Origin of the sequence: Proteus sp. PR00208 (genome assembly GCF_016238545.1) — a bacterium.
Classification (GTDB): domain Bacteria; phylum Pseudomonadota; class Gammaproteobacteria; order Enterobacterales; family Enterobacteriaceae; genus Proteus.
In genome coordinates, this window is the sequence record NZ_JAEHQE010000009.1 from 1 (window position 1) to 24,917 (window position 24,917).

Here is a 24,917-nt window from a genome sequence, read left to right on the forward strand (position 1 = left end):
GATCGTTTAAAATATATTTAAAGCAATCTGATTTAATAATGATAATTATTATCAATATCATCTTTGAAATATAATAAATAATATGTTGCCTTTCGAAAATAATATGTTATCTTCTGCACCAAGTCATTGGGGAGTAGCCTGTCTTAAAATAAGAATAATTATTTTAAGAAATCTGTATCAACATACTCGCTTATTTTCATCTAGCGTGGTGCAGATGCCGTAATACGGTTGGCAAGACCATAGACACATAATTGTACTTCTTTGGTTGGGGGTCAATTGTGTGTATATGGAAATACCCCAACCGAGGCTTTATTATGAGTTTCTACGCTACTATCATTCTCGCCCTTGCCCTTTCTATGGACGCATTTGCTGTTGCTGTCTGTAAAGGAGCCACATTACACAAACCTCGTTTTCGCGAAGCACTCCGCACTGGATTTATATTCGGTATTATTGAAGCCAGCACACCCGTTATTGGTTGGGCGATAGGCTTATATACTAGCCAATATATTATTCAATGGGATCACTGGGTTGCCTTTGGATTACTGTTTGTTCTTGGTAGCCGGATGATTTACCAAAGCTTAAAACGTGGCGATGATTGTCCTTGTGAAGAAGAAGCCCCACAACGCCACGGCTCACTGTCTTTAATCGCCACAGGTATTGCTACAAGCCTTGATGCAATGGCAATTGGTGTCGGTTTAGCGTTCCTTCAAGTCAATATTGTTCATACCGCAATGACGATTGGTATGATGACCATGATCATGGCTACGCTGGGTATGCTAATTGGGCGCTACATTGGCCCAGTACTTGGAAAAAAAGCAGAAATTATTGGCGGGATCGTATTAATTGCTATCGGCTTTAATATTGTATTCGAACACTTAGAATTATTTATGTACGCCAAATAATCGCTAATAAAGCATATTAAAAAGCTTAGGTTTGAAATATCACGACCTAAGCTTTTTTATTAACTTAATAAAATATTGTTATTTCACATTATTAAGCATGACGTTGATAGACTCGAATTAAAAAGTCTGTTTCACATTCAAAGTTTTTACTTTCCGCTAATGTCTGTTTTACTTCTTCGCTTGCACGCCATGCAAACGGCGTCATTTGTAATAAATCAAAAGCCTGCTTACCGTTTAAATTCATCATATAAGCAACCTGATGTTCAGACACTTTATTAAATCCATCAAAATGTTCTTCTTTTAATGGATGAAGATGTACTTCTGAATAAATCAGTGCTTTTAACTGATAAAGGTGACGAGGGGCTGGTGTAACAGTAATAATATAACCATTGTGCACAATGACTCTTGCTAATTCATCACTATTGCAAGGGGCGTAAATACGCACAACTGCATTTAAAGAAGCATCACAAAAAGGTAAACGTTGACTTGAAGCTACACAAAAATGAATGGATGAATAACGTTTAGCTGCATATTTAATTGCAACCTTAGAAACATCTAAGCCATAAACTTGTGGATTATGTAATTTTAGATTTTGATAAAATTGATTGGTGTAATAACCTTCACCACAACCAATATCCAATACAACACTGTTATCTTCAGGCAATAATGTTTGTATTAACTCAGCCACTTTATCTCGCATTGGCTGGTAAAAACCTGCATCTAAAAACTCACGGCGTGCGTTAATCATTTCAGCACTATCACCAGGCTCTTTTGAGCGTTTAAATTGCACTGGCAACAAATTGACATACCCTTCTTTAGCACAATCAAATTGATGATTATTTTCACAGACCCAACTGTGAGCTTGAAGAGAAAGCGCCTGATAACATAATGGACATTGATAAGACATAGTAATATTTTTGTATAACCCAGAATAGAATTGGGAGAGATAATAACATACCTCTCCCAATCTTGCGGAAAACCTTACTCTTTATTTTTAATCTTAAGTCATGCTTTCTATGCTGAGTAGCTTACTAAGCACAACTTATAGGCGAATTAAGTTCGTTTTAGTTTTTCAGTGTTAGCGATAAATAACGCAATAACTAACAACAATATTGCACCTGATTGAATTAGCGTATCAACGGAGTCTTTATGCTCAACAATAATGAGTCGTACTATTGCTGTTATTCCGATATAAATAAAATACCTTAATGGGAAATGCCCACCAGATAAAAAATACTTAACAATAAGTGCAATAAACTCAAAATAAAGAAAGTAGATCAAAATACCTTCTAATAATTGATAAGACGACTCTTCTGCACCTAAATTAAATAATAATGAAGCAATTACATATGTTTCTTTGATAAGAAAACTGACCAATACAATCGCTAAAATAAGTAACCCAATATTAAGCACCCACTGTAATATAGTGGCAATACATTTCAGTAAGTCTTCGCTTGATTTTCTCATATAAACTATAACCTAGTGGGATCATCCCGTGATGTGTAATAATAATAAAAGATCTATTAGACAATTTTACTAAATTTTAATGGATTTACGCATTCACCACACCATTTTTTTATCTTTTAGAGCCAAAAAAACAAGAATAATGATGCAATAATCGCAATATTTACTTTTAAATTTCAACTTATAAGCCGATTTACTTATACTTAATTTAAGGGCTAATTTATTGAAAAGGCACACTATGGCTAACAAATACCTCGTTGCAATTGATTTATTAGAAGATAGCAGAATTCAGCGCATGATCGAAGATATTCACTTCCTAGCTAGGAAACCAGAAAATTATTTCCATTTCATTACAGTTATGCCTAATTTGCGCTCTTTAGAAGCTTATGGGCTTAATTGTGACAGCTCGTCGGTCATTGAGAAAAAGCAACAAGCTTTAGTTTTATTGACTGAAAAATTAGAGCAATGCGTAAAACAACAATTTAACTTACCCAAAGAGCAATACCAATGCCATGCCGTTATTGGTACGCCTAATTATAATATTCTAGAGTTAGCAGATAAAATTGATGCAGATACCATTATTATTGGTTCAAGTTCACGCAATAAACGTAATATTTTACTAGGTTCGACAGCGGATTATATTGTAAACAATACGTCGCGTTCAGTAATGGTTATCCGCAAGTAAAATCACCAAAACACTTTCCTTTTGGCAATAAAGTTATATTATTTATTGCCAATAAGTATTCGACTATTCTCTTCATTGTAAATAGCACTAAATGCACTTTAATTTTTTTGTTTCAATAGCTTATTTTGTTAGAATGCAAACCAAAAAAACAAAAATTTCGTCTCTTTCAATAGACTTCGTTCTATTAAATACTACTCAAAAGATAAAGATTGTCCTGCATTGAAATCTTTCGCATTAAGATATTTTCGCCCTAATACCCCAGTGCAATGGCATCCATACACATCAATATTTTCATCTATGGCTTTTTTAGCACGCTGTAAATCAAATGGTGTTGCACAACGTAAATGCAATCCCCCGACAATCGCTTGAATTTGGTTATTTCCGGTTATTTTTTTCGCGTGCTCAATGATAGATTCAATACCAGAATGACTACAACCAGTGATAATCACTAGGCCTTTTTTTCCTTGCCAAACAAGAAAACTATCATCAAGAACATAATCATCTTCTTCACCTGATTCATAAATAATAACACCATAGCGTTTATTCACTTGACGTTGAGTCACTTGTCCCGAATAGATAAAACTTTTTTCGATTACTAACGGTGCTTGTGTTAATTCAAAAGAAAACTGCGCTTCGAGTTTTGCTCGATCAAATAAAGGTGCTAAACGTTTAAATTTAATATTTTTATTACCTAAAAAAAGGGCTGAATAGCGAACAGAAAATAAATGAGGATGGGCGATAATTCGTGGTTTATGGGTGAAAAAATCTGCTGACAAATGTGTAAGTCCACCAAAATGATCATAATGCCCATGAGACACAACAATCGTTTTCAATGTGGTTAAATCAATACCCATTTTTTTTGCATTTGAAATAAAGGTAAGGTCTTTTCCAGTATCAAAGAGAATTTTAGCTTGGCACTCATCATCTTCTAACAATAATGATAAACCAGGATAATGGTTAAGTTCAGGATTAATCGATTTGTTTTCTAGTAATGCGGTGATCGTTAACATAGGGATTTTTTAATTATTATCAGGAGATAACGTAATAGTAATTAAAAAAAGAATTTGTTCCAAATATAAAAGCTGCTGATTTGTGCGATTGCTTTACCTTTTTAATCGCATAATCGCTGTTACGTGTGAACAAAACATAACAGCGATATCACTAAACTCTGCAAATATTCTTATTTTTCACTTATAAACACATTAGAGTTATCTTACGACTCTATTATCTTACTACCATAACAGAACGTTTTGCATAACGTGTAATATCTGCGGCGGTTGAACCGATATGATAAGAATCATCTTCAGGATTATGCGAACCAATCACAATTAAATCCGCATTCACCTCATCAGCAATCTGCAATATTGCATCTCGTGGTGTACCAATACAAATGTGAGTTTGCATTCTGTCATCAGGTAAATCAAAACGTTCGATTATTTTTTTAAGCTCTTTTTCCGCTGACGTTTTTAAGCATCCTTGATCTAATTGATCGCCATTCATAACAAGTCGATAATAAGAAGATTGTGGAAGTTTAGGTAACACATACAAAAAGTGAACATAAGGATCTTCATTTTTTGCAATATTTTCCACTAACGGAATTGCTTTGTTCATCAGGTTATCTTCATCAATATCAATGGGAACCAAAATATTCTTATACATACCGTCTCCTTTTATTTTAATTGTAGGATAGTGTATTTTTAAAAAATTGCTGGATATAGTTAACATATTCTAAAAATATTTTAACTCACTTGAATGACACCTAATTTTTAATTAAAAAAATAGCCCTATCATGGATTGATAAGGCTATACATTTAATAAAAAAAGAATGCGTAATTTATTTTTCTATTGCCATTTTTTGTTTACGTTTTTTAACGTACTGATAGCCAATTGCTAATGCAATAAACCATAATGGAGTCACACTTAATGCTTGGCGAGTATCATGTTCAAAAGCGAGTAGCAACGTCATAAATGCAAAAAATGCAAGACACAGCCACGACATAATAATTCCCAAAGGCATTTTATAGATAGACTTTTCATGCAATTGTGGGCGTTTTTTACGATATGCCAAATAAGAGCATAAAATCATACTCCAAATAAACATAAATAATAACGCAGAAACTGTTGTTACCAAGGTAAATACGTGCATAACATCAGGAATAAAGTAGATTAATATAATTCCACATGACAAACATAAGCTAGTAAATAACAGTCCATTGGCAGGTACTGCACGTTTAGATAATTGGCTAAACTGTTTTGGTGCTTCGCCTTCTTTAGATAAACCGAATAACATTCGGCTTGTGGAAAATATCCCACTATTTGCAGAAGAGGCTGCTGCCGTTAATACCACGAAGTTTACTAAACTTGCAGCTGCGGGTATTCCTATCATAACGAATAACTCAACAAATGGGCTTTTATCCGCCAAAATAGAACGCCATGGAGTTACCGACATGATAATTGCTAATGCTAATACGTAAAAAGTAATAATACGGATAGGAATAGCATTGATAGCTTTCGGCAAGGATTTTTCTGGATCACGAGTTTCTGCAGCCGCAGTCCCGACTAATTCAATCCCAACAAACGCAAAAATAGCAATTTGGAATCCAGCAAAAAATCCACTTAACCCTTTAGGGAACATTCCCCCATCATTCCAAATATTCTCTAGTGCTGCTGTATGTCCTGCTGGCGATTCAAACCCAATACTGATAAGAACAATACCAACAATAATTAAAGAGACAATTGCGGTTATTTTTATCATGGAGAACCAAAATTCCATTTCTCCGAAGAGTTTGACTGTTGCTAAATTTAAAATAAGCAATGTCAGCACACAAATAAAGGATGTTCCCCATTCAGGAAAATTAGGAGCCCAATAACTAATATAGGACGTTATAGCGACGATATCGGCAATACCCGTAATGACCCAGCAAAACCAATAAGTCCAGCCGACAAAAAAACCAGCCCACGGCCCTAATAAATCACCAGCAAAATCACTAAATGACTTATATTCTAAATTTGATAACAACAGCTCGCCCATCGCTCTCATCACAAAGAACAAGACAAAGCCAATTATCATATAAACAAAAATAATTGATGGTCCAGCTAACGAAATGGTTTTCCCTGATCCCATAAATAGACCAGTACCGATAGCACCACCAATAGCAATTAATTGAATATGACGATTTGTTAGCCCGCGCTGTAGAGTGGCATTTTTCACTCTAGCGGGAGGAGAAATTTCTGTTTGATCTTCCATACAATACCTGAAGTGTTTTCATATTTTCGATGTTGTTTTTACCGCTATTTTATTTTTTGACGCGGTAATATGTTTGCGAAATTATTGTGACACAAATCTCAGTATAAGTAATGAAAAGATCACTTTTAGTAAAATGAATGATGCTTTGATAACCAGATAAGATCCTTTCTTTAATTTAATCGGCGATATTTTATCCATTTGAAAAAAAATCAAAATAAGCACTTGACCATCGCATTTGAGAGGAGAATAATCAGCGCATCGGGTTGTTAGCTCAGTCGGTAGAGCAGTTGACTCTTAATCAATTGGTCGGGAGTTCGAGCCTCCCACGACCCACCAAATTTAAGCTGATAAATCAGACATTTACGCCACTTAGAAATAAGTGGCTTTTTTGTTTTTATAGCTGAGTGTCGCAAAAGTGTCGCACGAGTTTTTTTATCTCTCCCTTCCGAAAGCCGAAAGTTATCGATTTTATTTAAAAATAATTAGTCGTAATAAATTTAATAATTAATAAAAAACATACAGAATAAAAAACTATTAAAAATAATAAAGCCAGATAATCCATTCACATCCACTCTATGTTAACCAAGCATCTCAAAAATAAATTTTCTTAATCATTTCAGTTTCAAAAATATATAACTCACTGAAAAATAAATATTCTCTAAAATGCTCTCACGTAAAATGTGGATCATCAACCCCACGTAAAGTATAAAATTTCTTTTACTATCAATGCGTTATTTTTTTATCGCGATCCTTTTTCTATCTCTCAAACTGAAATAACCTGAAATCTTTTACAATCATTTCAGTTTGACGCCTACGCAAAGAACCCAATCACCGTGCGCCCTCGCTATATGTTTTGTAAAAATTTCAAACTGAAATATTTTTTTGATCCAAATTGTGCAGGCGGGTGCGGAGTAGTGCGAATTACGTGGTGAATGATTTTATTTCATGGGGATTATGCGCACGCAGTCGCACGCTATCAATGCGATCCATTTTGAGTTAATGCAGATGTATTATGAGAATTGAACGCCGTAGCGTGGCGTAGAAGTGGATATATTGACGGGTATAAAAAAGCCCGCAAGCGCGGGCAAGGATGGTAACGATTTTATCACCCAATGACAGGTGAATACTTCTGTTTAAGTCCTGTTGATTTGGTGCCTGTGTTGCTAATGGCTGAGGCATTTAATGGACTGCCCGTGTTGTTATGAGTATGGTTTGCCGTGAGTGTGGCCAACTCATTGACGACATCTAGCGTATCTAACATGCACTGCATCACATTCAATTGTTCATTACCCAAATAAACAACCGGTGCCATGATTTTTTGCATCGCGCCTGCAATACTCGAACGCACTGCCCCGATTTTTTCCTCCAGTTTCTGACCAACATCAACCGTCATATTTTTACCAACCGCCACAACCTTATTGGCTTGCGTTGCTTGGCTAAAGTCACCTTCAGCAATTTGCATAATGGCACCCGCCATTAACGTACTTGTGCCAATGACTGTCGTTTTATCGGTAGCTTGTACGGTGGTTTCTCTGGCGATAACGGTGCGATTTTCTGTGTCTGTTTTGACTTCACGGTGCATCGACTCTTCAATGATTTGCTGGTCAGTTTGACGATGCCATGTGCCGTCCTGCGTAACCCGTTGTGATACCTCTTGACGTTGCTGTTGCAGTTGTTCACCTGGCTTGATGTCGGGCAAGGTATTGCCATGACTTAACACTTGGCGAATAAAGGGCTTATCTGCACGACCATTTTCAAATGCAATTTCAACCATTGAACCCACAGGCGGATATTGAAACATCCCCGACTCATTGCCTGCCATGGGCAACGGTAACGGCACCGCGTGATAAACGGGTGCCACATCATTGCCGTCGGCATCAACCATTTGCACATCAACCGCATATTTTGGTCTGAATGGATCAGAAATATCCCCCGCGGTGGTGTTTTCGGTGGGTGCTTCAACACGGGCAAATTTCGGCAAGTGCAATCCTGCCGAAAGCTCGGGGTAGGCATTATCAATTTGTTGTTGTGCTATGGTGCGGTTTTCGGCTCGTCCTGTAATCGCATCGGGGCTAATCCATGTTAGCGTCATATTGTCGTTATCCAGCGCCACACGCTCTAAGCGTTTATCATTCACTTTCACACCAGGGCGTAAACTTTGCACCATGGGGATAGTCATTTGATTACCCGCACGTTGTTCAGAAGAAAACTGATTGTCTATTTCAATCTCTTTATCTTTCCAAAATGAATCACTCCAGCTTCCCACGAACACGTCACCGTCTGGTGTTTGATACCACACGTAATCAGGAATATTGAAGACTTTGCCCAGGCTATTTAATAATTGATAGCCCGTGCCATTATGGGTGTAGTGTGGGATTGGGGTATTCACATATTCAGCATCTGGTAACACAAAATGTAATCCGCTGTGCTCTTTTAGATAGTCGGTGATCTGTTTTAAAGTTGGGTGTTGAAAAGAGCATGGCCACATTCTGTCGAATACGCCAACCAATTCGCGCACGAACAATTTTTGAAAACCATTTTGTGACGGTTGCGAACGTTCCACGTAGCCCGTGAAATACCGTAATAGTAAATCTGTGTAGCCAATATCAAGACGCACCAATTTACCTGTGTAATCAGTATCGGTTTTAGCAGTAATAAATCCACGACCACATTGGGATAATTCCAGCACCATTTTCACGTCAACAAGGTGCGTTTCATCACCCGATAAATAAAGTCGATTAATCGGTTTCATCTTTTAATCCCCCAAAGCATCATTAACGGGCTTCAACACATTTTTCTCAAACCAGCTCAATTCCTGCTCTTGTTCTGGCGTTCCTTCGCCATTAGCTTTCGGCTTATCACTCATGTTTTGTGTTTTGGCTTTAACCTGTCCTGCTGAACGGCTCTCACGCTTTTCGGGTACGGATAAATGCTCACGTAAGGTAAAGGTGATTTGCCAGGCTTGCTTGCCGTCCATCTTTGATGCATCAATGCCATTGGTAAATGTGCCAAGACGAAAATTAATCGCGCTGGCCATACGGTTGGCGACCCGATAACGTTTTAATAATCCATTTTCTTTGGCTTCAGCTAACGCAAATAAACGGGTTAGCGTTTTTTCTTCAGTGAAAGGAATAGTACCCGTTATACGTAGCTCTTTAGGTTTGATCCCCTGCTCACTGTTAACGGTGCTTGAGGACTGCCCCGATTGGTCTTTATCTTGGTACATCATCGAGGGCGTGACGGTCAGATTTTTTAATAAGATAGCTTCACCATCCAGCGCCAACGTAATGATTTGACTGACTTTCGGTGTGTTATTTTCGTTGAGTGGTATCTGTGTCATGCATCATTCCTTTGATTGCATCAATATCGCCCGCAAACAATGTGGCCAAGGTATAAACCGCATCTTGTTCAGGGATTTCTTTTTTCATTTTATCCGCTAATTCTGCGCCGTTACCTTTTCCCTGGAACACCCAAACAGGGGTTGATTTTCCCAGCAAGCTTGCCAATGAATCAGCCATGTCTTGCAAAATGTTTTTTCGACTTTCCGCAAATCCTTTTACGCTGGAAAGTAACCCTGCAACACTTGCCCCGCTTGAGGCTTCACTTTTTGCCTTTTCAATTAATCCCGCATTAACCACTGCACGGCTATTATTCGTTGATAACGTTTGAGGTTCAGGAATACCCGCCAGTGCCTTAGAGGGTATCTGCATTTTGGTGATATTCAGGCTTTCGGCTGTTTTGGCCATACGTTCAACTTGGCTAAAAACAGGCAAAGGCAATACACCCGAAAAGGCTTGAATTGCATTGATAAACTCGTCATGAGTACGGGCGCAAATCATCGTCACCACAATATCAACGTCGCCCGCCCCCTGAATTTTATTCGCAATATAATTAATCGCATTGGTGGGGCTTAAATAACTGCCTGTGGCGGTATTCTGTCCGACACCATAAATAAAGGGATGAACGGGCAATAATGAACATCTAATACCCGTTAAATCGCCTGATAGTGAAAACTGCTTACGTTGCCATTTCATTATCAACCTCACATCAAATAGATTTCTAAAATCATTAGCGTAGATGCAACTAAATGAATTCTGGTTCCGTTTTCTGTTGTCTTCATTCGAGTCCATCTATCACCATTATTGATAGTGACTAAAATGTTATCCGCTGGAATACGAATTTCTGTTACACCTATATCTGCTCTATCTGTGCGAATATAGAGAGAGCGACACCTAACATCATGCGAAACTTTCACAGACTCCCCTTCATTTATTTGCCCTTTATGAATACTCCCAATCCATTTTTTGGGTAGGTATAAATTATTTGCCTGCCCTTCTGTCAGTGCCCCCACATCTCCCGCATTTAATGTGATATCCGTATTCAGCTGTTTGCCATTGACTTTACGAGTATTGGGTACACGACTATTCGCATTGGTGTTCGCATTATTCGCTGTGGTTTGGGCGGTATTGGCTTTACTCACGCCGTCATTGGCAGTTCTTTGGGCATTATCAGCCTTAGTGACGGCACTGTTTGCCGTATTTTGTGCATTAGTCGCCATGGTTTTGGCTTCATTGACTTGTGCGGGCGTGGATGCGCCCACATCGCCAGCCGTTAACGTAATATCAGTACTTAATGCCTTACCATTCACTTTACGGGTATTAGGCACACGACCATTGGCATTGGTATTGGCATTATTGGCTGTGGTTTGGGCGGTATTGGCTTTACTCACGCCGTCATTGGCTGTCTTTTGGGCATTGTCGGCTTTAGTCTCGGCTCTATTTGCCGTTCCTTGGGCATTATCGGCTTTAGTCTCCGCTCTATTTGCCGTATTTTGTGCATTGGTGGCCATCGTTTTGGCTTCATTCACTTGTGCGGGCGTAGCTGCCCCCACATTTCCCGCCGTTAACGTAATATCTTGTGTTCCATCAAAAGGCACCCCCGAAATTTTGCGCGGTGTTGCCAGTTTTTGCGAGGCAACAGCCGTTCCTGTTGATGGTAATCGGGTATTGGCATTGTCATTCGCCGACTTTGCTGAAGCCATGGCGCTATTATGCAAATCAGTCACTAATTTTTGTGTCGAAGCTAATGCCTGGCTAGTGCCCGTTTTATCCGTTAGTTGGGTAAATCCTTTTGCCGTCAACGTCGCATCGGGATGATTACGGGATTTTTCGTGCGCTTTTAACGCATCATCTAATTGTTGAAAATCCAGTGTTCCTTTAGGGCGTAAATCGGTAATTTTCCCATCTGCTGAAATCGACGCGATCGCAAATACAAAATGCGCAAAACCCGCGTTATCGATAGTGTTTTTTAAATCAGGCTTAACGGTCAGTTGAATATGGGTTTGCCAACGACTGGTAATATTTCCCTGGTAACTCACATCGGCATAAACCTTAGTATTTTCCGCGGGTACGGTAATATTTTGATTTGAGGTTAATTCCGCTCGTAATCCACCAATGTAACCAATACCTTTTGTGACAAAATATTGATTCCCTGTTTTACTCACTAAAAAAGCATCACCCAAAAATGAGGCTTCACCGTAACTGTCGGTATTAATCAGGCGTTGCATTTCATCTATGCCAGAAAGTCTTGCGGTAAAATCAATCTGCCACATTTCGGCGGGCGTGGTAATGGCGGTTTCTTTACTTGCCCCTAAATACTCCAACAAGAAAGAGCGGGTTAACACGTTACCCTGTTGCCCCGCTTGGGTTTTAATTTTGCGTTGGGTAGGTGCGTGCACAATCATCGCCACCGTGCCCGATTTTTTATTTAATAAACCAATCCAATTAAAATCAAAATCTCCAATTTCAGCACCGATGGTCACCGAATAGGCCACCGCATTTTGATTGACGACGCCCGTTTTATTTACCGTTTGACGATGCACAATGTATTTTGCATCGGGCAAGCCTTCATTACGGTCAATCGGCGTTTCAATCTCTAAATTCGGGATATGTGCAAAGACAAATTCGTCTAACACAATCAAGTTTCCATCAATCGACTCTTGGGCTTTCCAGCGCTCAAATGCCGTTGTAATAATAGATTGTGACATTTGTTACTCTCCTTGTAACAGTGACGCGCTAAAGGTCTGATATTCACAATCAGCCCAACCAAAACGCATCACTAATTGATTATTGGTGATCACTTCAAAACGATAACGGCGACACGTGCGCCCATACTGGCGAATAATGCCCATCAATAAATCGGGGTTGCCTGCGATTTGTCCGTCACTGACTCGTAAAATAATGACGTCCCAATCAATATCAGGCTGACGCTCTAACAGCTCGACATAGCCCACACCGAGGCGCTCAAAAATGGCAATAAAGCCACTGACCGACCCCGCATCACGCGCATTAATAAACGCAAACTTTACGCGCTTGCGAAATAAATCTAATGGCTCCCCTTTAAAACGGTGAATATCACGCTGATAGGCAAGCACCGATAACAATTCTTCTGAACAGGTTTCTGCATCCAATTGTTTGAGTGGCCATAACATCCAGTCATAAACACCTGACCAGAATTTACGTACCGCATTTAACAGTTTTGCGGGTTCGCCTTTGTTCATCCATGACGGCAAATTTAAGCCGTTTAATCGTTCCTTGAAATCAGGCATCTTGTAGCTCCACCGTCAGCGATTTTAAACGGGGCACACTCAATTCACTGATGATGTCCGTTTGATTAAATTGCAGGGAATCGACCAGGGTAAAATGGCGGTGAATTTCACGCCCTAAATTGGAAAATGAAAAACGCGAGTATGGCCATGTTTTTTTCACGTCATAACTGGTGTTTTCACGAAACGCACAGCGCACCAGATTTTCAATATCTTGTTTGAGTTTGGTCTGCTCATTGGCGGTTAAGTTGGTGATATTTTCCACATACACCGTCAATGTAATGGCGTGTTGCGTTTCAGGCATTGGCATGCACTGCATATCATCACCGTGCCCATGATGCCCTTGTGTATTGACGTAATCATTTACTTTGTCGATAAAGGGCTGGCTGATCACGCCACTGTCTAACAATAAATAGGCATTGGCGGTGCCTGCGCCTCGAGGCGCATCATGCAAAAAGAAAATACGGTCAATGCTCAAACCCACCACGCTGGCAATCATCCCTTGATATACCGCGTCAGTATGATAGTTCCCCACTAAATTATATTGGTTACGGCAACGATCACGTAAATCATCATCACTCTCTTTATCCGCACCAGGCACTAACAACCAGTTTTCTTCATTTTGCGCCCGTTCAATACCTGGCACGGCAACGGGTAAAATGCGGAAATAGCCTGGCGCGAGATTAAAGGCTCCGCCTGCTTCGCTCGCATCAACCGCAATCAAGGCTGACTCTTTTTCAATTGTGACCGTTTCCGTAGTCACCACACTGTAAATCTGCCCGTTAATGCGCTCTGTCTGCACGATGGTGCCCTTTGGCACCGTGACACTGTTTTGTCCTGCAACGCGATAAAAGCGCACTTGCCCTTTGGCTTTGGTGGCAGGTTTGCGTTGCAGATTAACGCCCCAGGCAAACATTTCTAGCCACGTCCCCGATGCAGTAGCCAGATACATATTGGTGAACACCAAATTAATCAGGGCATCTTTTAGCCACTGAACGGGCGTTGTCACGATGGTATTAATCAAACGCCAAAACGGTGACATATTGGAAGTATTGGTGATTAAGCCTTCTTCTTTCACAATGTCGTTAAATTGCTGATTAATTTCATCGGTAGTAATGGGCATGCCGTTTTCTTTTAATGCTGACTCGTAGTCAATTTGTGGACGTTGTTTATTCGCCATAATTCACCCCGACACTAAGACGGCCAAAATCATAAGTGTCTGCGGTCACCCATAATTTTTTTACGTTTTCTTCATCAACGATAATGGTGCCTGGAATCAGTCGCACATCATCTTCAACCAGTAACACAATTTGCATCCGAATATCGGCGCGTAAGGTGGGGCTACGTTCGGCGACTAATTGTGTCGCTAAACCACTTTCAATAATCGCATGCGCAATGTCTTGTGTGATACTTTGGCGGTTATCACACAATATTGGCTCAAAGCCTGCATTGAGCGTAAAGTCACGCTCGGTTATCAGTAAATCAATGTATTTCGCCTGTTCCATGGCCTATATCCTTAATTAAGCGCGCTCCACTCTTCCAAATCCGCAGGTGACATCACATTGCCATTGTTGATCGTGATATTTCCGTATTGTCTGCGATTATCAACACTCGTTTGATTGTTATTAATTTCTTTGCTTAAACCGCCTTTATTAATGCCTTTTAAATCCCCGCCCGTTAATAATGACGGCTGATAATCAAAACGACGGTTAGGTTGATTTTGATTAATGGCATTAAAATCAGGTTGAATCGGCACATTTGGCAATGCCGAATTGACGACAGCGGTTTCGGTTTCTTTTAAATCAATATTCACGCCAGGGAGATAATTTAATTTGCTAGCCACCGCATTAAACACGCCGTTAAAACTGTCACTTAACCATGTCCAAAGCCCATCAAAAACGCCCTTGATAGAATCTGAAATACCGTTAAACGTGTCACCGATAGAGAAGTTTTCAAACCAACCGCAAAGCGCATCCCAACCGCCTGCGACCACATTCCATAAATCGGCAAACAGTTGCGACACCGTGTTATAAATCGCAATAAAGGCTTTCACAGGTGACAATGAGAAAAACCATTGGCACACCGCATCCCAACCTTGGGCAATCCCTGCATACATCAAATTTGTCATGCGAGTAACGGAATCCCAAAAACTGGCAAATACGCTAACGGGAGAAATACGCTCTAAAAATTGAACCGTCTCGCTCCATGCTGTAATGATGTTATTTTTTAAGTCATTCCACGTTTGAGAAATCCATTTCGATGCATTGATAAATGCGGTGATAATCAAGCCCACACCTTTGATGGTCATGCGCAATGGCCACGACAATAGTTCAATCGCTTTCGCCACACTCTTACCAAACGCCTGCCCCGCAATCGTGGTTTTATTCAGTGTCTTTTCTGAAAACTCAATAGGGGTAAGTAAATCCGTAAACCAATTGAAAACCGTTTTGACCGCTTTCCACACAACACCCAACGCTTTGCCGATGTCGTCAAACATGGAACCGACGGGCGACATAGAGTCAAAGGCCTCTAAAAAGCCTTGCACAAAACCTTTAAAAAAGGCCTTGATAGGTTGCCAAAATTTCACAACTGCGATCGCAATCAGGGCAAACAAGCCGATTAATAATAAAACTGGCCATGTGATAGAGGTAAATCCCAGCGCGGTGGCAAAAGAGGCAATTTTTGTGGTATTTAAAAACCCCGTCAGTTTGGCGAGAGAACTACTAAAAAAGCCTGTGGCTTTCGTCACTAAATCGTATTTACCTTTCATCAGTGAGAGCAACACCCCGCCCGTTTTCCACAACGGCAAAATACCAACCCATAACAACCGACCGATACCCAGCACGATATTCGCCATCGCACCCATTGCCGTGAATGCAATAAACCCCGTCACCACATAACCAATGGCACGCGCAATATTGGGAAATAATGTTAACCAACGGACGAGCATTTGCCCCATATCAGCAATTTTATTAATCAGAGGCACAATCACAGGTAACAGAGTCATGCCGACCGCGATACGGATAGACTCCCAAATCGACAATAACCGTTCCCACGGATTGGCTAACATACTCGCCATTTCTGTGGCACGTTTCATCCCGTCGTCACCGCCTAATGCCGTGATGTTTTTACGTAATACCTCGACGTTATTAAACAGCGATTTAACGACAATAGCGGAATCGCCAAAAGCGTCCTCTATTTCTTTTTGTGCCTTTAAATTGCCTGCAATGGATTTGCCGTATTTGCCTTGCAGTTTCTCCAGCATTTCGGGCATCGTCAGCATTTGCCCTGATGCATTAACAAACGATAGACCGAGTTTTTTCGCCCCGTCCGTTGCCCCTGACAGGAACGACTCATACGCGCCACTGGACTCTGTGCCTAATGAGCGTTGCAACTCGCCTAACACCGCTAACTGTTCATCAATACCAATCCCAAATTGCGTCCCCGCAGAGCGTGCGCCTTCCATCAAATCAGTGATTTCAGCCATTGAGGTGCCGAACGTTTGCGACATAATAACGGCCTTGCCTGCCAGCTCTTCCGCGAACGTCACTTTGCCCACGCTATCGGCATAGCCTTGAAATTGGGAAAACATTTTCCCCATATAGGCATTGGATTCTTCGGCGGTGGTTTTTAGTGCTGATGCCGTAATGTTGCTGATTTTGGTCAGTTGCGGGAGTTCATTATCTGAAATACCACTAATGGCCTTTCGGATAGAAAGAGAAGATTCAACGAATTGCACCGCGGATTTACCGTATTGCGCACTAAAGGTCAGCGCATCATCGGTAATTTTTTTCATCGCGCCATCGTCTACACCTGTGACTTTCGCCATATCTAAGGCGTCTTGAATAGCTAATGCGGGATCTAAAACGTTTTTTAACGCAAAGACAGAGCCAGCCAAGCCAGCTCCGCCGACCGCGATATTTTTAAACGCTTCTTGGGAGGTTTCAGCAAATTGAGTCACGCCTGCTTGCACTGCCTTCAAGGGCTGAGTGACTTTATCAATCATGCTGAGTGTAAAATCTAATGTACTCATCATTCACCCTTGAAAGCTAATGCAATGCCATTTGCGACCGCGATGCGGTGATTTTCTGTGAAGTGGTTATCTAGCCAAATTGCGCGGGCGAAACTGTCGAGATCATCCTGCTCATGAGGGAGATAGTGCCTTCGTAACGTCATGTATTGTTCGAGGGCACTACGTTCAACAGCATCGACTCGCGCCGTTAGTTTTTTAGTTCAATATCCAGTTTAGGTGCATACTCTGAATTCACTTTTTCAAGTAGCTGCATCGCTGAACCTGGGATATTTAAGACCTCTGTTAAGGCTTCTTTGCTTTCAGGGGTAATAATTCGGCGTAAATAAGTTACAGTGGGCGCGACTTTATCCGTTGCCGAAATTTCGTTTAACCAGCCGTTGTATGCGGTCATATTCGGTTCAAAAACTAGCTCTTTACCCATAACTACCAACGTAATTGTGTTTTTCTTGGTACTCATTTTTCCATCCTTTGACGAATTTCGTCCGTTAATTGGTTGTGCCGAACGGCACATTTTCCGTAAATCTCATGGTATTTTAATAATGCAGTGGCTAAATCTGCCCCTGTATTACCGTTTAGTTTCGGTAAAGTTGTCGTGCATTTTGTCAGTAGATTTTCCTGATAAGGCACGTTCGGTGCGCTCAATGGCGTCGTTGTACATCCTGATAAAATCATCACTAACACAAACGTGAGTGAACACAGGCTTAATAATTTCGGTGCGTATTTCAGGCGGTTGCGCATTGGCGAGTGCCTCCAATTTATTTTCTAACGTCCTTGCTGATTGACTCGCTAAATCGTGTTGAGCCTTTAAACTGGCGTTATTGACTTCATTAGCTGTTTTTAATGCGACCAGTTCTAGACTGTCTTGATGCCAACCTTTAACCAGCCAGCCCGCCGAAAAAGCCAAAATAAACGCGAAAAAAATCACCGTTGCTTGTTTCATTATTTCACGCCGTTGTGCTCTAACGAGTAGTGATTACCGTCATTGAAACGACCGCCCCACGTACCGCCAATGGATTCCCAATATTCGCCAAGGGGCTGATGGTCAGTTGTCTTTGTGAGATAACCCCCCTCTTTAAACAGGTTGAAATCCACGGCTAATCGCTGAGTGTGTAAGCTGTTTTTAATACCAGTGCCCGATTTAGCGTTTAATTTTGCTTGTTCTGGTGTGCGATACGCTTCTGAAAAGGTCAGTTCATAACCGTTGTCGTAAGCAAAGATAATCAAGTCCGCAATCATGCGAGTAAACTTGCGTTGTTTTTCACCCAGTGTCATTTTTTCAACTTCCCTGTCAGTAAGTCACTACCCCGTTTTTTCAGCCATAATTCCACTAATTGAAAGCCTGCAATGCCTAATGCCGAACCTAGCCCCGTAATCGCTAAAGGAGAAATACCGGGGATCCAAATCAACAATGCCCCCGCCATAACAGAAACCGCAGAGCCTAAAATCATTCGCCCAATAAAAAGGCGTAACGTAATCGGCTCATTACCTGTCATCATTTTGCCCAGGGCAATCAATGCGCCAATAATAATCAAAGAAATAAGTGTCTTATTATGTTCTTCCATGAACATCTATCCTTTTATTACAGTTTGTCGGTAAGTTCTGATTCCAAATATGGAATGCCATTAATGCGCACAAAATCCGGTGAGGTAACGATAAATTTAATTTTATGCGTCATGACTGCCCCGCCTTTGGGGTCAACGTCTAAAATATCGGTGACGTTTAATTTACAGCCGAAAGACTCAACCTTAAGTTCTTCTGTGCCTGCTTTTGCGTACCACATCAAATCGACTAAGGGGATAGCGCGCCAAGAGCCTGCACTACGGGCTTTTGCTGTAATCACATTTAAATATTTGGTGGATAATTCCAGTTCACCCTCTGCCGATACATCCCCGTTCACATAACCGTCAGGCACCCCATTGGTTTGAGCGACACCTGTATTGTCTGTAATCGATAGACTGACTTTCTCAACATGAACTAAATCACCGTCGATATTAAAATCAATCGACTGACCCGAAATCCGTTTCCCGCTCATTATTCATTCTCCAAGGACGTGTCTAACAGAATGCCAATGGTGATCCCTTTCGGGCATTCATAAGTTCGCACCGTGATATACACTTCAACGTTATTTTTGTTTTTCCATGTAATAACCACATCGCCTTCTTTCGGTGGTTTTACTTCGCCAGGGAAACTCACCCCATTAATTTGCGTACTGCGTGACATTTCACGTAGCACTTTAGCAAAGTAGGCTTGATGGGCTTCAATGCTGGACGGTGTGCTGTTTAAACTGCGGTCAGCAATTTTAGCAATCGCACGAATACGCACCGTTCGCGCGACTTTATCAACGACACGTAGATTCTCAATAGATTGATAATCACCGCCTTCAACATCTAAGGTACGACCATCAGACCAATAAAGTCCGTCATAATCGGGATACCACATCGGCACACTAAAACGCTGTTTTTCCAGTGCTTGCAATGTCGCTAAATCAAGGCTTTTTCCCGTGCCGTCTAATGGAAGATATGCACTACCTAAATCGGTTAATGCGCCCGTTTTAACGCGTGCAGGGCTATCTGCAATCGTCACCGCACGGTTACATAATCGCCCAGCCAGAGCACCTGCCTCATTTCCCCAAAGCATTGGCACCAATTGAATGGCGGATTCCGCTTCCCCTTTTGATAAAGCAGACAAGCGTTCAACATAGCCCGACCACGCTTCATCGTCTTGCGTTGCACCGACACCTAAAATGGCAAATAACCAGCGCCCGTGTTTTGCGATTAAATCAGAGCGTAAGGATTTAGCCGATTGAATAACGGCTTTTGTTGCATCACCAATTAATACATACCCTTCGCAACTGGCAACCGCTTGTGCATCCATCACCGCGTCAACAAATGCCAATTCTTCCGCATCTTCCGCTAATACATGCACATAGCCTGACCAGTTTTGACCTGCATTACGCATCGCCGATAACACGTTACTTTTTAACGAGCTATCTGGCGTTCCTAACACCTCATCGAAATCGGTTTGCGTATTGACCGCAATAGTTTTACCGACATTGGTTTTTCCTTTACCAATAAACAGCAAAATGCGCTCAATTTCCTTTGTTTCGCCTTGCAGTTGGTTATGTTGATTAACCTGAACAGTTGGCCACATAGTAAATTCCTTTTTTATGCACCGTAGCCGATGCCTTGAAGTTGTCTCTCTAACGCTTTGATAAAGTCTTCATCACTGATACCTAAAAACTCACGACTGGGGATATCTACCTCCCAACTGGTTTTTTTAGGTTTATTTTGTAAAAGACGGATTAATAATCCCGCCTGAAAAAAACGCATCTTTCCTGTAATCTCTTTTAAAGGAGGCTTTACCCAACGCTTTCCTTTTTTGGTTTTATAGCCCAATGCCCGTAGTTTTTTGGCTTGTTTCGGTGTTGCGGTAGGCTCTGGCTTCTTCTCACTCGTTGCTTTTCGGATATTATTATCGTTGGCATTTTTACGACTAATTTTTGCTGTCATACCATATTGCTGGCTATATCCCACGACACCAGCACCCACAGGTTTACTGCCATTGCGATAATTTCCGCCCCCGAGATAAATACGGACTATGCCTTTTTCGGGAATTTCGCGAATTTTTAATAGTTTAGGCATTTTACGGAGCATCTTTTTTTTGTAATTACCGTGTCGCCCTTGCCATGCCTCACCATCAGGTGTCTGCTGGTTTTTTACCGCGCGTTTTGAAGCAACAATCACACCGTATTTCGCAATTCGCCAAAGTAACCGCTGGCGCTTTTTCGGCGGTAATTCCAATTCTTTGAGCTGTGCCCGTAATTTTTTTAGTTGCTCTGCGTTTAATTGCCCTTGAATGCTCATTTCACACCACGGGGGATCACATCAATATTTTCAGCAAATAACACTTCAGGATTGGCGAGTGAGTAACGTTTATCATTAAAAGGCACCATGCCTTTTTCATCTTCTTTTAACACAATGGCATCACTTAATTTAAGGGTGACAATGACCATCGCAATATTATCGTCAATCACATCCACACTCATGGTTGGCTGTTCATCATCAAAATCAGGTTCAGTAAGATCCGTTTCTAACTCTTGACGCCAAGCTTCAATCAATACAGGAATATAACGTGCATCAACCTCACGATACGGCCAACGTCCCCAAGCAATCACGGCCTCATATTCTTGCGTTAACATTTGATATTGTTCTTTATCCGACTCATCTTTACCTAAATCACTGTGAGCAGGTTTAAACTCAATATCATCCATTTCGCTACTAAATTCCGTCGCAAATAATGATTCAGGCAAATTTGCACGTAAGAACGCAGTCAATTTTTGTAGTCGGGTCATATCATTTTCACCGTAACGCGAGGCAACTGTTTCATATTGCGAATAACAAAAGTTGATTCCGCTAATAATCGTGACCGTAATTCGTCGCTTTCTTGCTGTGGGTTGGGCGCTCGACTGACAATCGACAAATATTCGCCCAATAAATCCGCTTTTGCCCTGGCATACACCGCTTTTTTATACTGCGCACAAAGAGCATTAACGCCTTTTATTTTTGCGCCTGGTGCGTCTTTTGCCTGATTAATACCTTTTGATAGCCAATAACTTTTTACGTCTTTTAATTCACAATTAATTTCTGTGACTGTGGTTAGTAATGCATCAGCAATAAAATCGGCATCGATATTGGCAGGAATAGCGCGACTTTTTTGAAAATCACCTAAATTTAAATCAGGCCAAAATTCATCATTCGCCAGTGTTTCGTTTTGATAAGTAACGCTATTACCGTTTAACATTCACTTGTACTCGTTTTATTCAAGGTATCGAGTGCATCTAAAGAAAAATGCTTTATTAATTGACTCAAAAAATAGACAAAGATGAAGGCTATCGCGGTAATAATCCAACCCGATAAAATCAGACAGATAATTCCAACAATGTCACTGGCGAGGAATAACCAGAAAAATCTATTTTTAGGTGTGTTTGTCACCTCAAAGAAAAGCTTACTTAATTCACTTTTGTTTTTTTCAGGTAAATTTTTGATAAATGAAACTGCATACCAAGCAATAAAAACAAAACTGCTACAAAACAAAGCCAATAACACAGTAATCCAAGCCATTGACACACCAATATTTAAAAGACTTTCGTTCTGCGTTAAAACCCCCGTTAACAACGGGATTGAAAATAACAGAACGATAACCCAACGTAATATCTTCCCTTTCATCCTTTTATCCTTAAAAAAAACGGGCGAACAGGTTTCCACGACCAATAACAATCAAATTGTTTTGTCTCCACCCTGCCCGTTTTGGCTTGCGGTAGTCTTTACACTTGCTCTAATGCCCGTAATCGTGAGGCAATGCGCAAACGGTGTGTTTTAACCCCACTTTTCGGGTTTAATTGATGTGCCCTAGCAAGATAGGCATCGGCTTGATTCAACGTATCAACACAATCAATTGCGCTGGCTCTTGCATCGCCTACATCGCCTTTTAATAACTCTAACGCGTGGAATTTAAACCACTTTGCTTGTATTTTTTCGTGAACTCGCCAAATTTCCGTGACATTCTTAAATGTCCTTGAAAAATAAGGCTCAATAGGGTTTCCTGCTTCCGCTTCTAACTGTGCCCATTCAAGGATGGTGTCAGCCACAAAAGCAGGGAAACCACTTTTAAAATTGTCGGGGGTGCGCTGTCCTTGCGCAATGGCGATATCCGCCCAGTCCAGTCCTTTATCAAACTCCCCCACATCAAATAACCAAATGACGCAATACACAAAAATCGGGTTTTGATACACCTCGCCTTCATCTAAATAGCGTTGTGCCGTCGGTAGATACATGGGCAATAATTCTTCACGTTTCATGGCCACACGTTCATACGTTTGATTGAGTGCTCGCAGTCGTTTGACATCCCGCTCAATGGCACGCGCTTGAAGATGCATACTTTCACCGTCAGCAATGGTAATAGCCTGATGCTGTTCAAGTTTTTGTTGCATTTCAATTTTTTGCTTGTGTCTTTGAGCGGGTGATAGCATGACGCTTAACCTTCTACTTTTTCAGTCGGCTCGGTGACTTTACCGATAGTCACGGCAGATTCGTCGATAGCTGCATAAAGCTCTGGTTGCTCAATGGCATAACCTTCATTACGCAGATACTTATTTTCGTATTGTTTACGGTCTTCAACAAACTCCGCTTTACGCTGACGGGTATTACGTTGCGTATAGATATGAAGATTTGTTGGGATGGTGACTACCATACGTTTACCAGGCATAAATGGTGGAACCATAGCAGGACGGCCAGCAATCGTAGAACCGAGCATTTGTGCAGCAATCTTTTCTGTTGGCTTATCAGCACCTTGATATAAGCGGTATTGTTCTGCAGAAACTAAATCAGCACCAACCATGACCACTAAACGTGGATCATTTCTAAATTGTGGCGGAATACAGGTGTTAATTAAATCTGACGCCATGGCATCTAATGAACGGTAATCACCGCTATCATCTAATGTAATTGCATCAGTCAGAACTTGAGAACCCTTATTCCACTCTTTAGCGATTTGATGCCAGCCTTTGTTAACATCTTCACCGTTTGGATTTTTAACTGGGTCAGTATTTTCTGCAACAGATTGACCATTCCAACCAATACGAAGCATATCTAATGCAAAAGATTCTTGAACAAAGGCTTGCATGCGATTAATAAATTCTGCTTCACCGCCTGAATTTGCCCAAACTGACAATAAATCCCACGGTAAAATCGCACCCGAATCTGTTTCGACTAATTTATATTCATTACCATCAACACCAACTTTACGACCAAAGCGACCATCTTTAGAACGTCCCGTAAAGAGACCAGGATTACCTACGGAAATAACTTGCCCTGTTAATTGGTCAACATCAGCAACAGTAATCATTCTTAGAAATTCAGATGTTTCTAATAATGCGTCACGTAATTGTGTTTCTTTAGGTTCAGTTAAATAAAAATATTTACTAACATTAGGCACACCGCATGATGCAGAAAATGCGGCTCTATACGCATTCCAATACTCACTAGCACGTTGATTATTTAATGACATCACAATCCCCTTACACTAGGTTAGCAAAGCGTTTTTCTTTACTACCGCGTGGATTTTTACCAGGGATGCGTGTTGCCACATCATCCAACTTACTGAATTTACCTAAAATGGAAGATAAGTTATCTTTCAATTGTTTAAATTCAGGTGTATCAACAGCATCTTTGATGACTTCCACATCCTCTTCAACATCTTCCACTTTTTCTGTTGTTGAAGTCAGTTGTGTTTCAATTGCTGTGACACGAATTTCAAGCGCAGATAATGCTTCCGCAAGTGCTTGCATTGCATCAGTGGCACCTGTTTCTTCTGGTGTATCATCAACACTTGGTTCATCAATATTGAAAAAACTACGCCAGCCTTTTCCTTTAGCCATTTTTTCTTCCTTAAACTGTTTAACTTCATCAAAAACCAACGGTTTTAATGCACCATAGCGAAACTTCTTACCTTTTTTATTAAACTGCAATCGGTCAGTACCAACGCTGGCAGGCGAACAAGTCACGCCAAGCCCTTCAAGATAAGTTTTCCCTGTTCCGCGAAAATTACCCGTTGGGGTAAACTCTGCGGAGGTAAAAAGCAATTGGCCGTCACGATTCGCTTGTAATAAATGCTGATTAGGACGTAGCCGAGCATAAAGTTTTAACGTTCCTTCTTCGTCACGTTCGGCTTTTAACTCTAATACTTCGCCCATCGAACCAAACCAGCGCTCATGCTCTGGCCAAATACACGCGGTATAGAGTTGGCGATCATAAAGTTCAGCAGAATCTAAAATCCAACTGTCTTCAATAATTCGACCATCAACCGTATCTCCCGCTGTTGCGATACAAAGCCAATTTGTCATTAATTGTGACATTACATAGCATCCCCCATCCGTGGGTATTTTCATCACTTCCGTTTGAGTCAATAGTATTGCGAATTTGTTT

Annotated in this window: 30 protein-coding genes, 1 tRNA gene and 1 riboswitch; of the genes, 3 read left to right on the plus strand and 28 right to left on the minus strand. The window is 40.9% G+C overall.

The genetic code is table 11. The features are described from left to right. Positions 1 to 116 precede the first annotated feature (116 nt). A riboswitch (yybP-ykoY riboswitch) is annotated at positions 117 to 255 on the plus strand. Between the two features lie 59 nt (positions 256 to 314). Beyond that, a complete protein-coding gene (gene mntP / locus JEP36_RS07995) occupies positions 315 to 902 on the plus strand; it encodes a manganese efflux pump MntP (RefSeq protein WP_109374204.1) in 588 nt (195 codons plus the stop codon). A gap of 91 nt (positions 903 to 993) precedes the next feature. Here mntP and rlmA read toward each other — a convergent pair whose 3' ends face one another. Together rlmA and psiE are read right to left on the minus strand one after the other, a co-directional pair. Then, positions 994 to 1,809: a 23S rRNA (guanine(745)-N(1))-methyltransferase gene (rlmA, locus tag JEP36_RS08000; protein WP_109374203.1), complete on the minus strand. Its 816-nt coding sequence runs from the start codon at positions 1,807 to 1,809 to the stop codon at positions 994 to 996. Between the two features lie 146 nt (positions 1,810 to 1,955). Then, entirely contained in the window at positions 1,956 to 2,369 is a 414-nt protein-coding gene (gene psiE / locus JEP36_RS08005; protein WP_023581865.1) for a phosphate-starvation-inducible protein PsiE, read from the minus strand. A 235-nt stretch (positions 2,370 to 2,604) separates the two neighbouring features. Here psiE and JEP36_RS08010 point away from each other — a divergent pair, with 235 nt between their 5' ends. Beyond that, positions 2,605 to 3,051 carry a universal stress protein gene (locus JEP36_RS08010; protein WP_198621010.1) on the plus strand — a complete coding sequence of 149 codons (447 nt, stop codon included), beginning with the start codon at positions 2,605 to 2,607 and terminating at the stop codon, positions 3,049 to 3,051. A gap of 191 nt (positions 3,052 to 3,242) precedes the next feature. Here the strand turns inward: JEP36_RS08010 and JEP36_RS08015 are convergent, their stop codons facing one another. The 3 genes from JEP36_RS08015 to cycA all read right to left on the minus strand — a co-directional run bounded on the left by JEP36_RS08015 (position 3,243) and on the right by cycA (position 6,298). Further along, positions 3,243 to 4,061, minus strand: a complete 819-nt coding sequence (locus JEP36_RS08015) for an MBL fold metallo-hydrolase (protein WP_198630056.1) — start codon at positions 4,059 to 4,061, stop codon at positions 3,243 to 3,245. A 214-nt stretch (positions 4,062 to 4,275) separates the two neighbouring features. Beyond that, positions 4,276 to 4,710, minus strand: coding sequence for a universal stress protein (locus tag JEP36_RS08020; protein ID WP_100160390.1), 435 nt, complete (start codon positions 4,708 to 4,710; stop codon positions 4,276 to 4,278). A 175-nt stretch (positions 4,711 to 4,885) separates the two neighbouring features. Then, the gene (gene cycA / locus JEP36_RS08025) at positions 4,886 to 6,298 is read right to left on the minus strand and encodes a D-serine/D-alanine/glycine transporter (RefSeq protein WP_198621008.1); all 1,413 of its coding nucleotides are present in this window, start codon (positions 6,296 to 6,298) and stop codon (positions 4,886 to 4,888) included. Between the two features lie 260 nt (positions 6,299 to 6,558). Between cycA and JEP36_RS08030 the strand changes: the two genes are divergently transcribed. After that, a tRNA-Lys gene (locus tag JEP36_RS08030) sits at positions 6,559 to 6,634 on the plus strand. Between the two features lie 769 nt (positions 6,635 to 7,403). Here the strand turns inward: JEP36_RS08030 and JEP36_RS08035 are convergent. The 23 genes from JEP36_RS08035 to JEP36_RS08140 form a co-directional block, all read right to left on the minus strand. Beyond that, positions 7,404 to 9,050, minus strand: a complete 1,647-nt coding sequence (locus JEP36_RS08035; RefSeq protein ID WP_198630057.1) for a hypothetical protein — start codon at positions 9,048 to 9,050, stop codon at positions 7,404 to 7,406. 3 nt (positions 9,051 to 9,053) lie between these two features. Then, positions 9,054 to 9,638 carry a baseplate complex protein gene (locus JEP36_RS08040; RefSeq protein WP_161752052.1) on the minus strand — a complete coding sequence of 195 codons (585 nt, stop codon included), beginning with the start codon at positions 9,636 to 9,638 and terminating at the stop codon, positions 9,054 to 9,056. Next, entirely contained in the window at positions 9,610 to 10,332 is a 723-nt protein-coding gene (locus tag JEP36_RS08045) for a hypothetical protein (RefSeq protein ID WP_198630058.1), read from the minus strand. The genes JEP36_RS08040 and JEP36_RS08045 overlap by 29 nt, the downstream gene beginning before the upstream one ends. An 8-nt stretch (positions 10,333 to 10,340) precedes the next feature. Next, the gene (locus JEP36_RS08050; RefSeq protein WP_198630059.1) at positions 10,341 to 12,344 is read right to left on the minus strand and encodes a phage tail-collar fiber domain-containing protein; all 2,004 of its coding nucleotides are present in this window, start codon (positions 12,342 to 12,344) and stop codon (positions 10,341 to 10,343) included. A 3-nt stretch (positions 12,345 to 12,347) separates the two neighbouring features. Next, entirely contained in the window at positions 12,348 to 12,905 is a 558-nt protein-coding gene (locus JEP36_RS08055) for a phage tail protein (protein WP_159364089.1), read from the minus strand. Further along, positions 12,898 to 14,082, minus strand: a complete 1,185-nt coding sequence (locus tag JEP36_RS08060; RefSeq protein ID WP_198630060.1) for a baseplate J/gp47 family protein — start codon at positions 14,080 to 14,082, stop codon at positions 12,898 to 12,900. Before JEP36_RS08060 ends, JEP36_RS08055 begins: the two co-directional genes overlap by 8 nt. Next, positions 14,072 to 14,407 (minus strand): DUF2590 family protein, encoded by a 336-nt coding sequence (locus tag JEP36_RS08065; RefSeq protein ID WP_198630061.1) that lies wholly within the window; start codon positions 14,405 to 14,407, stop codon positions 14,072 to 14,074. Before JEP36_RS08065 ends, JEP36_RS08060 begins: the two co-directional genes overlap by 11 nt. Positions 14,408 to 14,418: 11 nt before the next feature. Further along, the gene (locus JEP36_RS08070) at positions 14,419 to 16,935 is read right to left on the minus strand and encodes a phage tail tape measure protein (protein WP_198630062.1); all 2,517 of its coding nucleotides are present in this window, start codon (positions 16,933 to 16,935) and stop codon (positions 14,419 to 14,421) included. Continuing rightward, entirely contained in the window at positions 16,935 to 17,078 is a 144-nt protein-coding gene (locus tag JEP36_RS08075) for a DUF6890 family protein (RefSeq protein ID WP_192940817.1), read from the minus strand. The genes JEP36_RS08070 and JEP36_RS08075 overlap by 1 nt, the downstream gene beginning before the upstream one ends. Before the next feature lie 44 nt (positions 17,079 to 17,122). Continuing rightward, positions 17,123 to 17,392: a putative phage tail assembly chaperone gene (locus JEP36_RS08080; RefSeq protein ID WP_109373044.1), complete on the minus strand. Its 270-nt coding sequence runs from the start codon at positions 17,390 to 17,392 to the stop codon at positions 17,123 to 17,125. After that, complete coding sequence (gene lysC, locus JEP36_RS17925) at positions 17,389 to 17,607, minus strand: Rz1-like lysis system protein LysC (protein ID WP_232805433.1); 219 nt, start codon at positions 17,605 to 17,607, stop codon at positions 17,389 to 17,391. The genes JEP36_RS08080 and lysC overlap by 4 nt, the downstream gene beginning before the upstream one ends. Next, positions 17,501 to 17,875: a hypothetical protein gene (locus JEP36_RS08085; RefSeq protein ID WP_198630063.1), complete on the minus strand. Its 375-nt coding sequence runs from the start codon at positions 17,873 to 17,875 to the stop codon at positions 17,501 to 17,503. Before JEP36_RS08085 ends, lysC begins: the two co-directional genes overlap by 107 nt. Then, on the minus strand, positions 17,875 to 18,207 hold the full coding sequence (locus JEP36_RS08090; protein ID WP_123822327.1) for a M15 family metallopeptidase: 333 nt from the start codon (positions 18,205 to 18,207) through the stop codon (positions 17,875 to 17,877). The genes JEP36_RS08085 and JEP36_RS08090 overlap by 1 nt, the downstream gene beginning before the upstream one ends. Further along, positions 18,204 to 18,497: a phage holin family protein gene (locus tag JEP36_RS08095; RefSeq protein WP_060554727.1), complete on the minus strand. Its 294-nt coding sequence runs from the start codon at positions 18,495 to 18,497 to the stop codon at positions 18,204 to 18,206. The genes JEP36_RS08090 and JEP36_RS08095 overlap by 4 nt, the downstream gene beginning before the upstream one ends. Before the next feature lie 17 nt (positions 18,498 to 18,514). Then, positions 18,515 to 18,967, minus strand: coding sequence for a DUF2597 family protein (locus tag JEP36_RS08100; protein ID WP_036907273.1), 453 nt, complete (start codon positions 18,965 to 18,967; stop codon positions 18,515 to 18,517). Next, positions 18,967 to 20,085 (minus strand): DUF2586 domain-containing protein, encoded by a 1,119-nt coding sequence (locus tag JEP36_RS08105; RefSeq protein WP_198630064.1) that lies wholly within the window; start codon positions 20,083 to 20,085, stop codon positions 18,967 to 18,969. The genes JEP36_RS08100 and JEP36_RS08105 overlap by 1 nt, the downstream gene beginning before the upstream one ends. 14 nt (positions 20,086 to 20,099) lie before the next feature. Next, on the minus strand, positions 20,100 to 20,798 hold the full coding sequence (locus JEP36_RS08110; RefSeq protein ID WP_198630065.1) for a hypothetical protein: 699 nt from the start codon (positions 20,796 to 20,798) through the stop codon (positions 20,100 to 20,102). Beyond that, the gene (locus JEP36_RS08115; RefSeq protein ID WP_109373038.1) at positions 20,795 to 21,286 is read right to left on the minus strand and encodes a phage tail protein; all 492 of its coding nucleotides are present in this window, start codon (positions 21,284 to 21,286) and stop codon (positions 20,795 to 20,797) included. Before JEP36_RS08115 ends, JEP36_RS08110 begins: the two co-directional genes overlap by 4 nt. After that, positions 21,283 to 21,735, minus strand: coding sequence for a head completion/stabilization protein (locus JEP36_RS08120; protein ID WP_198630066.1), 453 nt, complete (start codon positions 21,733 to 21,735; stop codon positions 21,283 to 21,285). Before JEP36_RS08120 ends, JEP36_RS08115 begins: the two co-directional genes overlap by 4 nt. Further along, positions 21,729 to 22,160 carry a hypothetical protein gene (locus tag JEP36_RS08125; protein ID WP_198630067.1) on the minus strand — a complete coding sequence of 144 codons (432 nt, stop codon included), beginning with the start codon at positions 22,158 to 22,160 and terminating at the stop codon, positions 21,729 to 21,731. The genes JEP36_RS08120 and JEP36_RS08125 overlap by 7 nt, the downstream gene beginning before the upstream one ends. 98 nt (positions 22,161 to 22,258) lie before the next feature. Beyond that, positions 22,259 to 22,963, minus strand: a complete 705-nt coding sequence (gpM, locus tag JEP36_RS08130; RefSeq protein ID WP_198630068.1) for a phage terminase small subunit — start codon at positions 22,961 to 22,963, stop codon at positions 22,259 to 22,261. A 5-nt stretch (positions 22,964 to 22,968) separates the two neighbouring features. Continuing rightward, entirely contained in the window at positions 22,969 to 24,000 is a 1,032-nt protein-coding gene (locus tag JEP36_RS08135) for a phage major capsid protein, P2 family (RefSeq protein ID WP_198630069.1), read from the minus strand. 10 nt (positions 24,001 to 24,010) lie between these two features. Continuing rightward, positions 24,011 to 24,847: a GPO family capsid scaffolding protein gene (locus JEP36_RS08140; protein ID WP_198630070.1), complete on the minus strand. Its 837-nt coding sequence runs from the start codon at positions 24,845 to 24,847 to the stop codon at positions 24,011 to 24,013. Positions 24,848 to 24,917 lie beyond the last annotated feature (70 nt).

Bases quoted from the DNA above. Each gene is read 5' to 3' on its own strand.
- JEP36_RS08040 (WP_161752052.1), bottom strand. From the start codon at position 9,638: ATGACACAGATACCACTCAACGAAAATAACACACCGAAAGTCAGTCAA.
- cycA (WP_198621008.1), bottom strand. From the start codon at position 6,298: ATGGAAGATCAAACAGAAATTTCTCCTCCCGCTAGAGTGAAAAATGCC.
- JEP36_RS08075 (WP_192940817.1), bottom strand. From the start codon at position 17,078: ATGACGTTACGAAGGCACTATCTCCCTCATGAGCAGGATGATCTCGAC.
- JEP36_RS08070 (WP_198630062.1), bottom strand. From the start codon at position 16,935: ATGAGTACATTAGATTTTACACTCAGCATGATTGATAAAGTCACTCAG.
- JEP36_RS08010 (WP_198621010.1), top strand. From the start codon at position 2,605: ATGGCTAACAAATACCTCGTTGCAATTGATTTATTAGAAGATAGCAGA.
- JEP36_RS08135 (WP_198630069.1), bottom strand. From the start codon at position 24,000: ATGTCATTAAATAATCAACGTGCTAGTGAGTATTGGAATGCGTATAGA.
- JEP36_RS08100 (WP_036907273.1), bottom strand. From the start codon at position 18,967: ATGAGCGGGAAACGGATTTCGGGTCAGTCGATTGATTTTAATATCGAC.
- mntP (WP_109374204.1), top strand. From the start codon at position 315: ATGAGTTTCTACGCTACTATCATTCTCGCCCTTGCCCTTTCTATGGAC.
- JEP36_RS08095 (WP_060554727.1), bottom strand. From the start codon at position 18,497: ATGGAAGAACATAATAAGACACTTATTTCTTTGATTATTATTGGCGCA.
- JEP36_RS08050 (WP_198630059.1), bottom strand. From the start codon at position 12,344: ATGTCACAATCTATTATTACAACGGCATTTGAGCGCTGGAAAGCCCAA.
- JEP36_RS08085 (WP_198630063.1), bottom strand. From the start codon at position 17,875: ATGAAACAAGCAACGGTGATTTTTTTCGCGTTTATTTTGGCTTTTTCG.
- JEP36_RS08055 (WP_159364089.1), bottom strand. From the start codon at position 12,905: ATGCCTGATTTCAAGGAACGATTAAACGGCTTAAATTTGCCGTCATGG.
- JEP36_RS08090 (WP_123822327.1), bottom strand. From the start codon at position 18,207: ATGACACTGGGTGAAAAACAACGCAAGTTTACTCGCATGATTGCGGAC.
- JEP36_RS08125 (WP_198630067.1), bottom strand. From the start codon at position 22,160: ATGAAAGGGAAGATATTACGTTGGGTTATCGTTCTGTTATTTTCAATC.
- JEP36_RS08120 (WP_198630066.1), bottom strand. From the start codon at position 21,735: ATGTTAAACGGTAATAGCGTTACTTATCAAAACGAAACACTGGCGAAT.
- JEP36_RS08015 (WP_198630056.1), bottom strand. From the start codon at position 4,061: ATGTTAACGATCACCGCATTACTAGAAAACAAATCGATTAATCCTGAA.
- lysC (WP_232805433.1), bottom strand. From the start codon at position 17,607: ATGATTTTATCAGGATGTACAACGACGCCATTGAGCGCACCGAACGTG.
- JEP36_RS08020 (WP_100160390.1), bottom strand. From the start codon at position 4,710: ATGTATAAGAATATTTTGGTTCCCATTGATATTGATGAAGATAACCTG.
- JEP36_RS08140 (WP_198630070.1), bottom strand. From the start codon at position 24,847: ATGTCACAATTAATGACAAATTGGCTTTGTATCGCAACAGCGGGAGAT.
- JEP36_RS08045 (WP_198630058.1), bottom strand. From the start codon at position 10,332: ATGAAATGGCAACGTAAGCAGTTTTCACTATCAGGCGATTTAACGGGT.
- JEP36_RS08035 (WP_198630057.1), bottom strand. From the start codon at position 9,050: ATGAAACCGATTAATCGACTTTATTTATCGGGTGATGAAACGCACCTT.
- JEP36_RS08080 (WP_109373044.1), bottom strand. From the start codon at position 17,392: ATGAGTACCAAGAAAAACACAATTACGTTGGTAGTTATGGGTAAAGAG.
- psiE (WP_023581865.1), bottom strand. From the start codon at position 2,369: ATGAGAAAATCAAGCGAAGACTTACTGAAATGTATTGCCACTATATTA.
- gpM (WP_198630068.1), bottom strand. From the start codon at position 22,963: ATGCTATCACCCGCTCAAAGACACAAGCAAAAAATTGAAATGCAACAA.
- JEP36_RS08065 (WP_198630061.1), bottom strand. From the start codon at position 14,407: ATGGAACAGGCGAAATACATTGATTTACTGATAACCGAGCGTGACTTT.
- JEP36_RS08105 (WP_198630064.1), bottom strand. From the start codon at position 20,085: ATGTGGCCAACTGTTCAGGTTAATCAACATAACCAACTGCAAGGCGAA.
- JEP36_RS08060 (WP_198630060.1), bottom strand. From the start codon at position 14,082: ATGGCGAATAAACAACGTCCACAAATTGACTACGAGTCAGCATTAAAA.
- JEP36_RS08110 (WP_198630065.1), bottom strand. From the start codon at position 20,798: ATGAGCATTCAAGGGCAATTAAACGCAGAGCAACTAAAAAAATTACGG.
- JEP36_RS08115 (WP_109373038.1), bottom strand. From the start codon at position 21,286: ATGACCCGACTACAAAAATTGACTGCGTTCTTACGTGCAAATTTGCCT.
- rlmA (WP_109374203.1), bottom strand. From the start codon at position 1,809: ATGTCTTATCAATGTCCATTATGTTATCAGGCGCTTTCTCTTCAAGCT.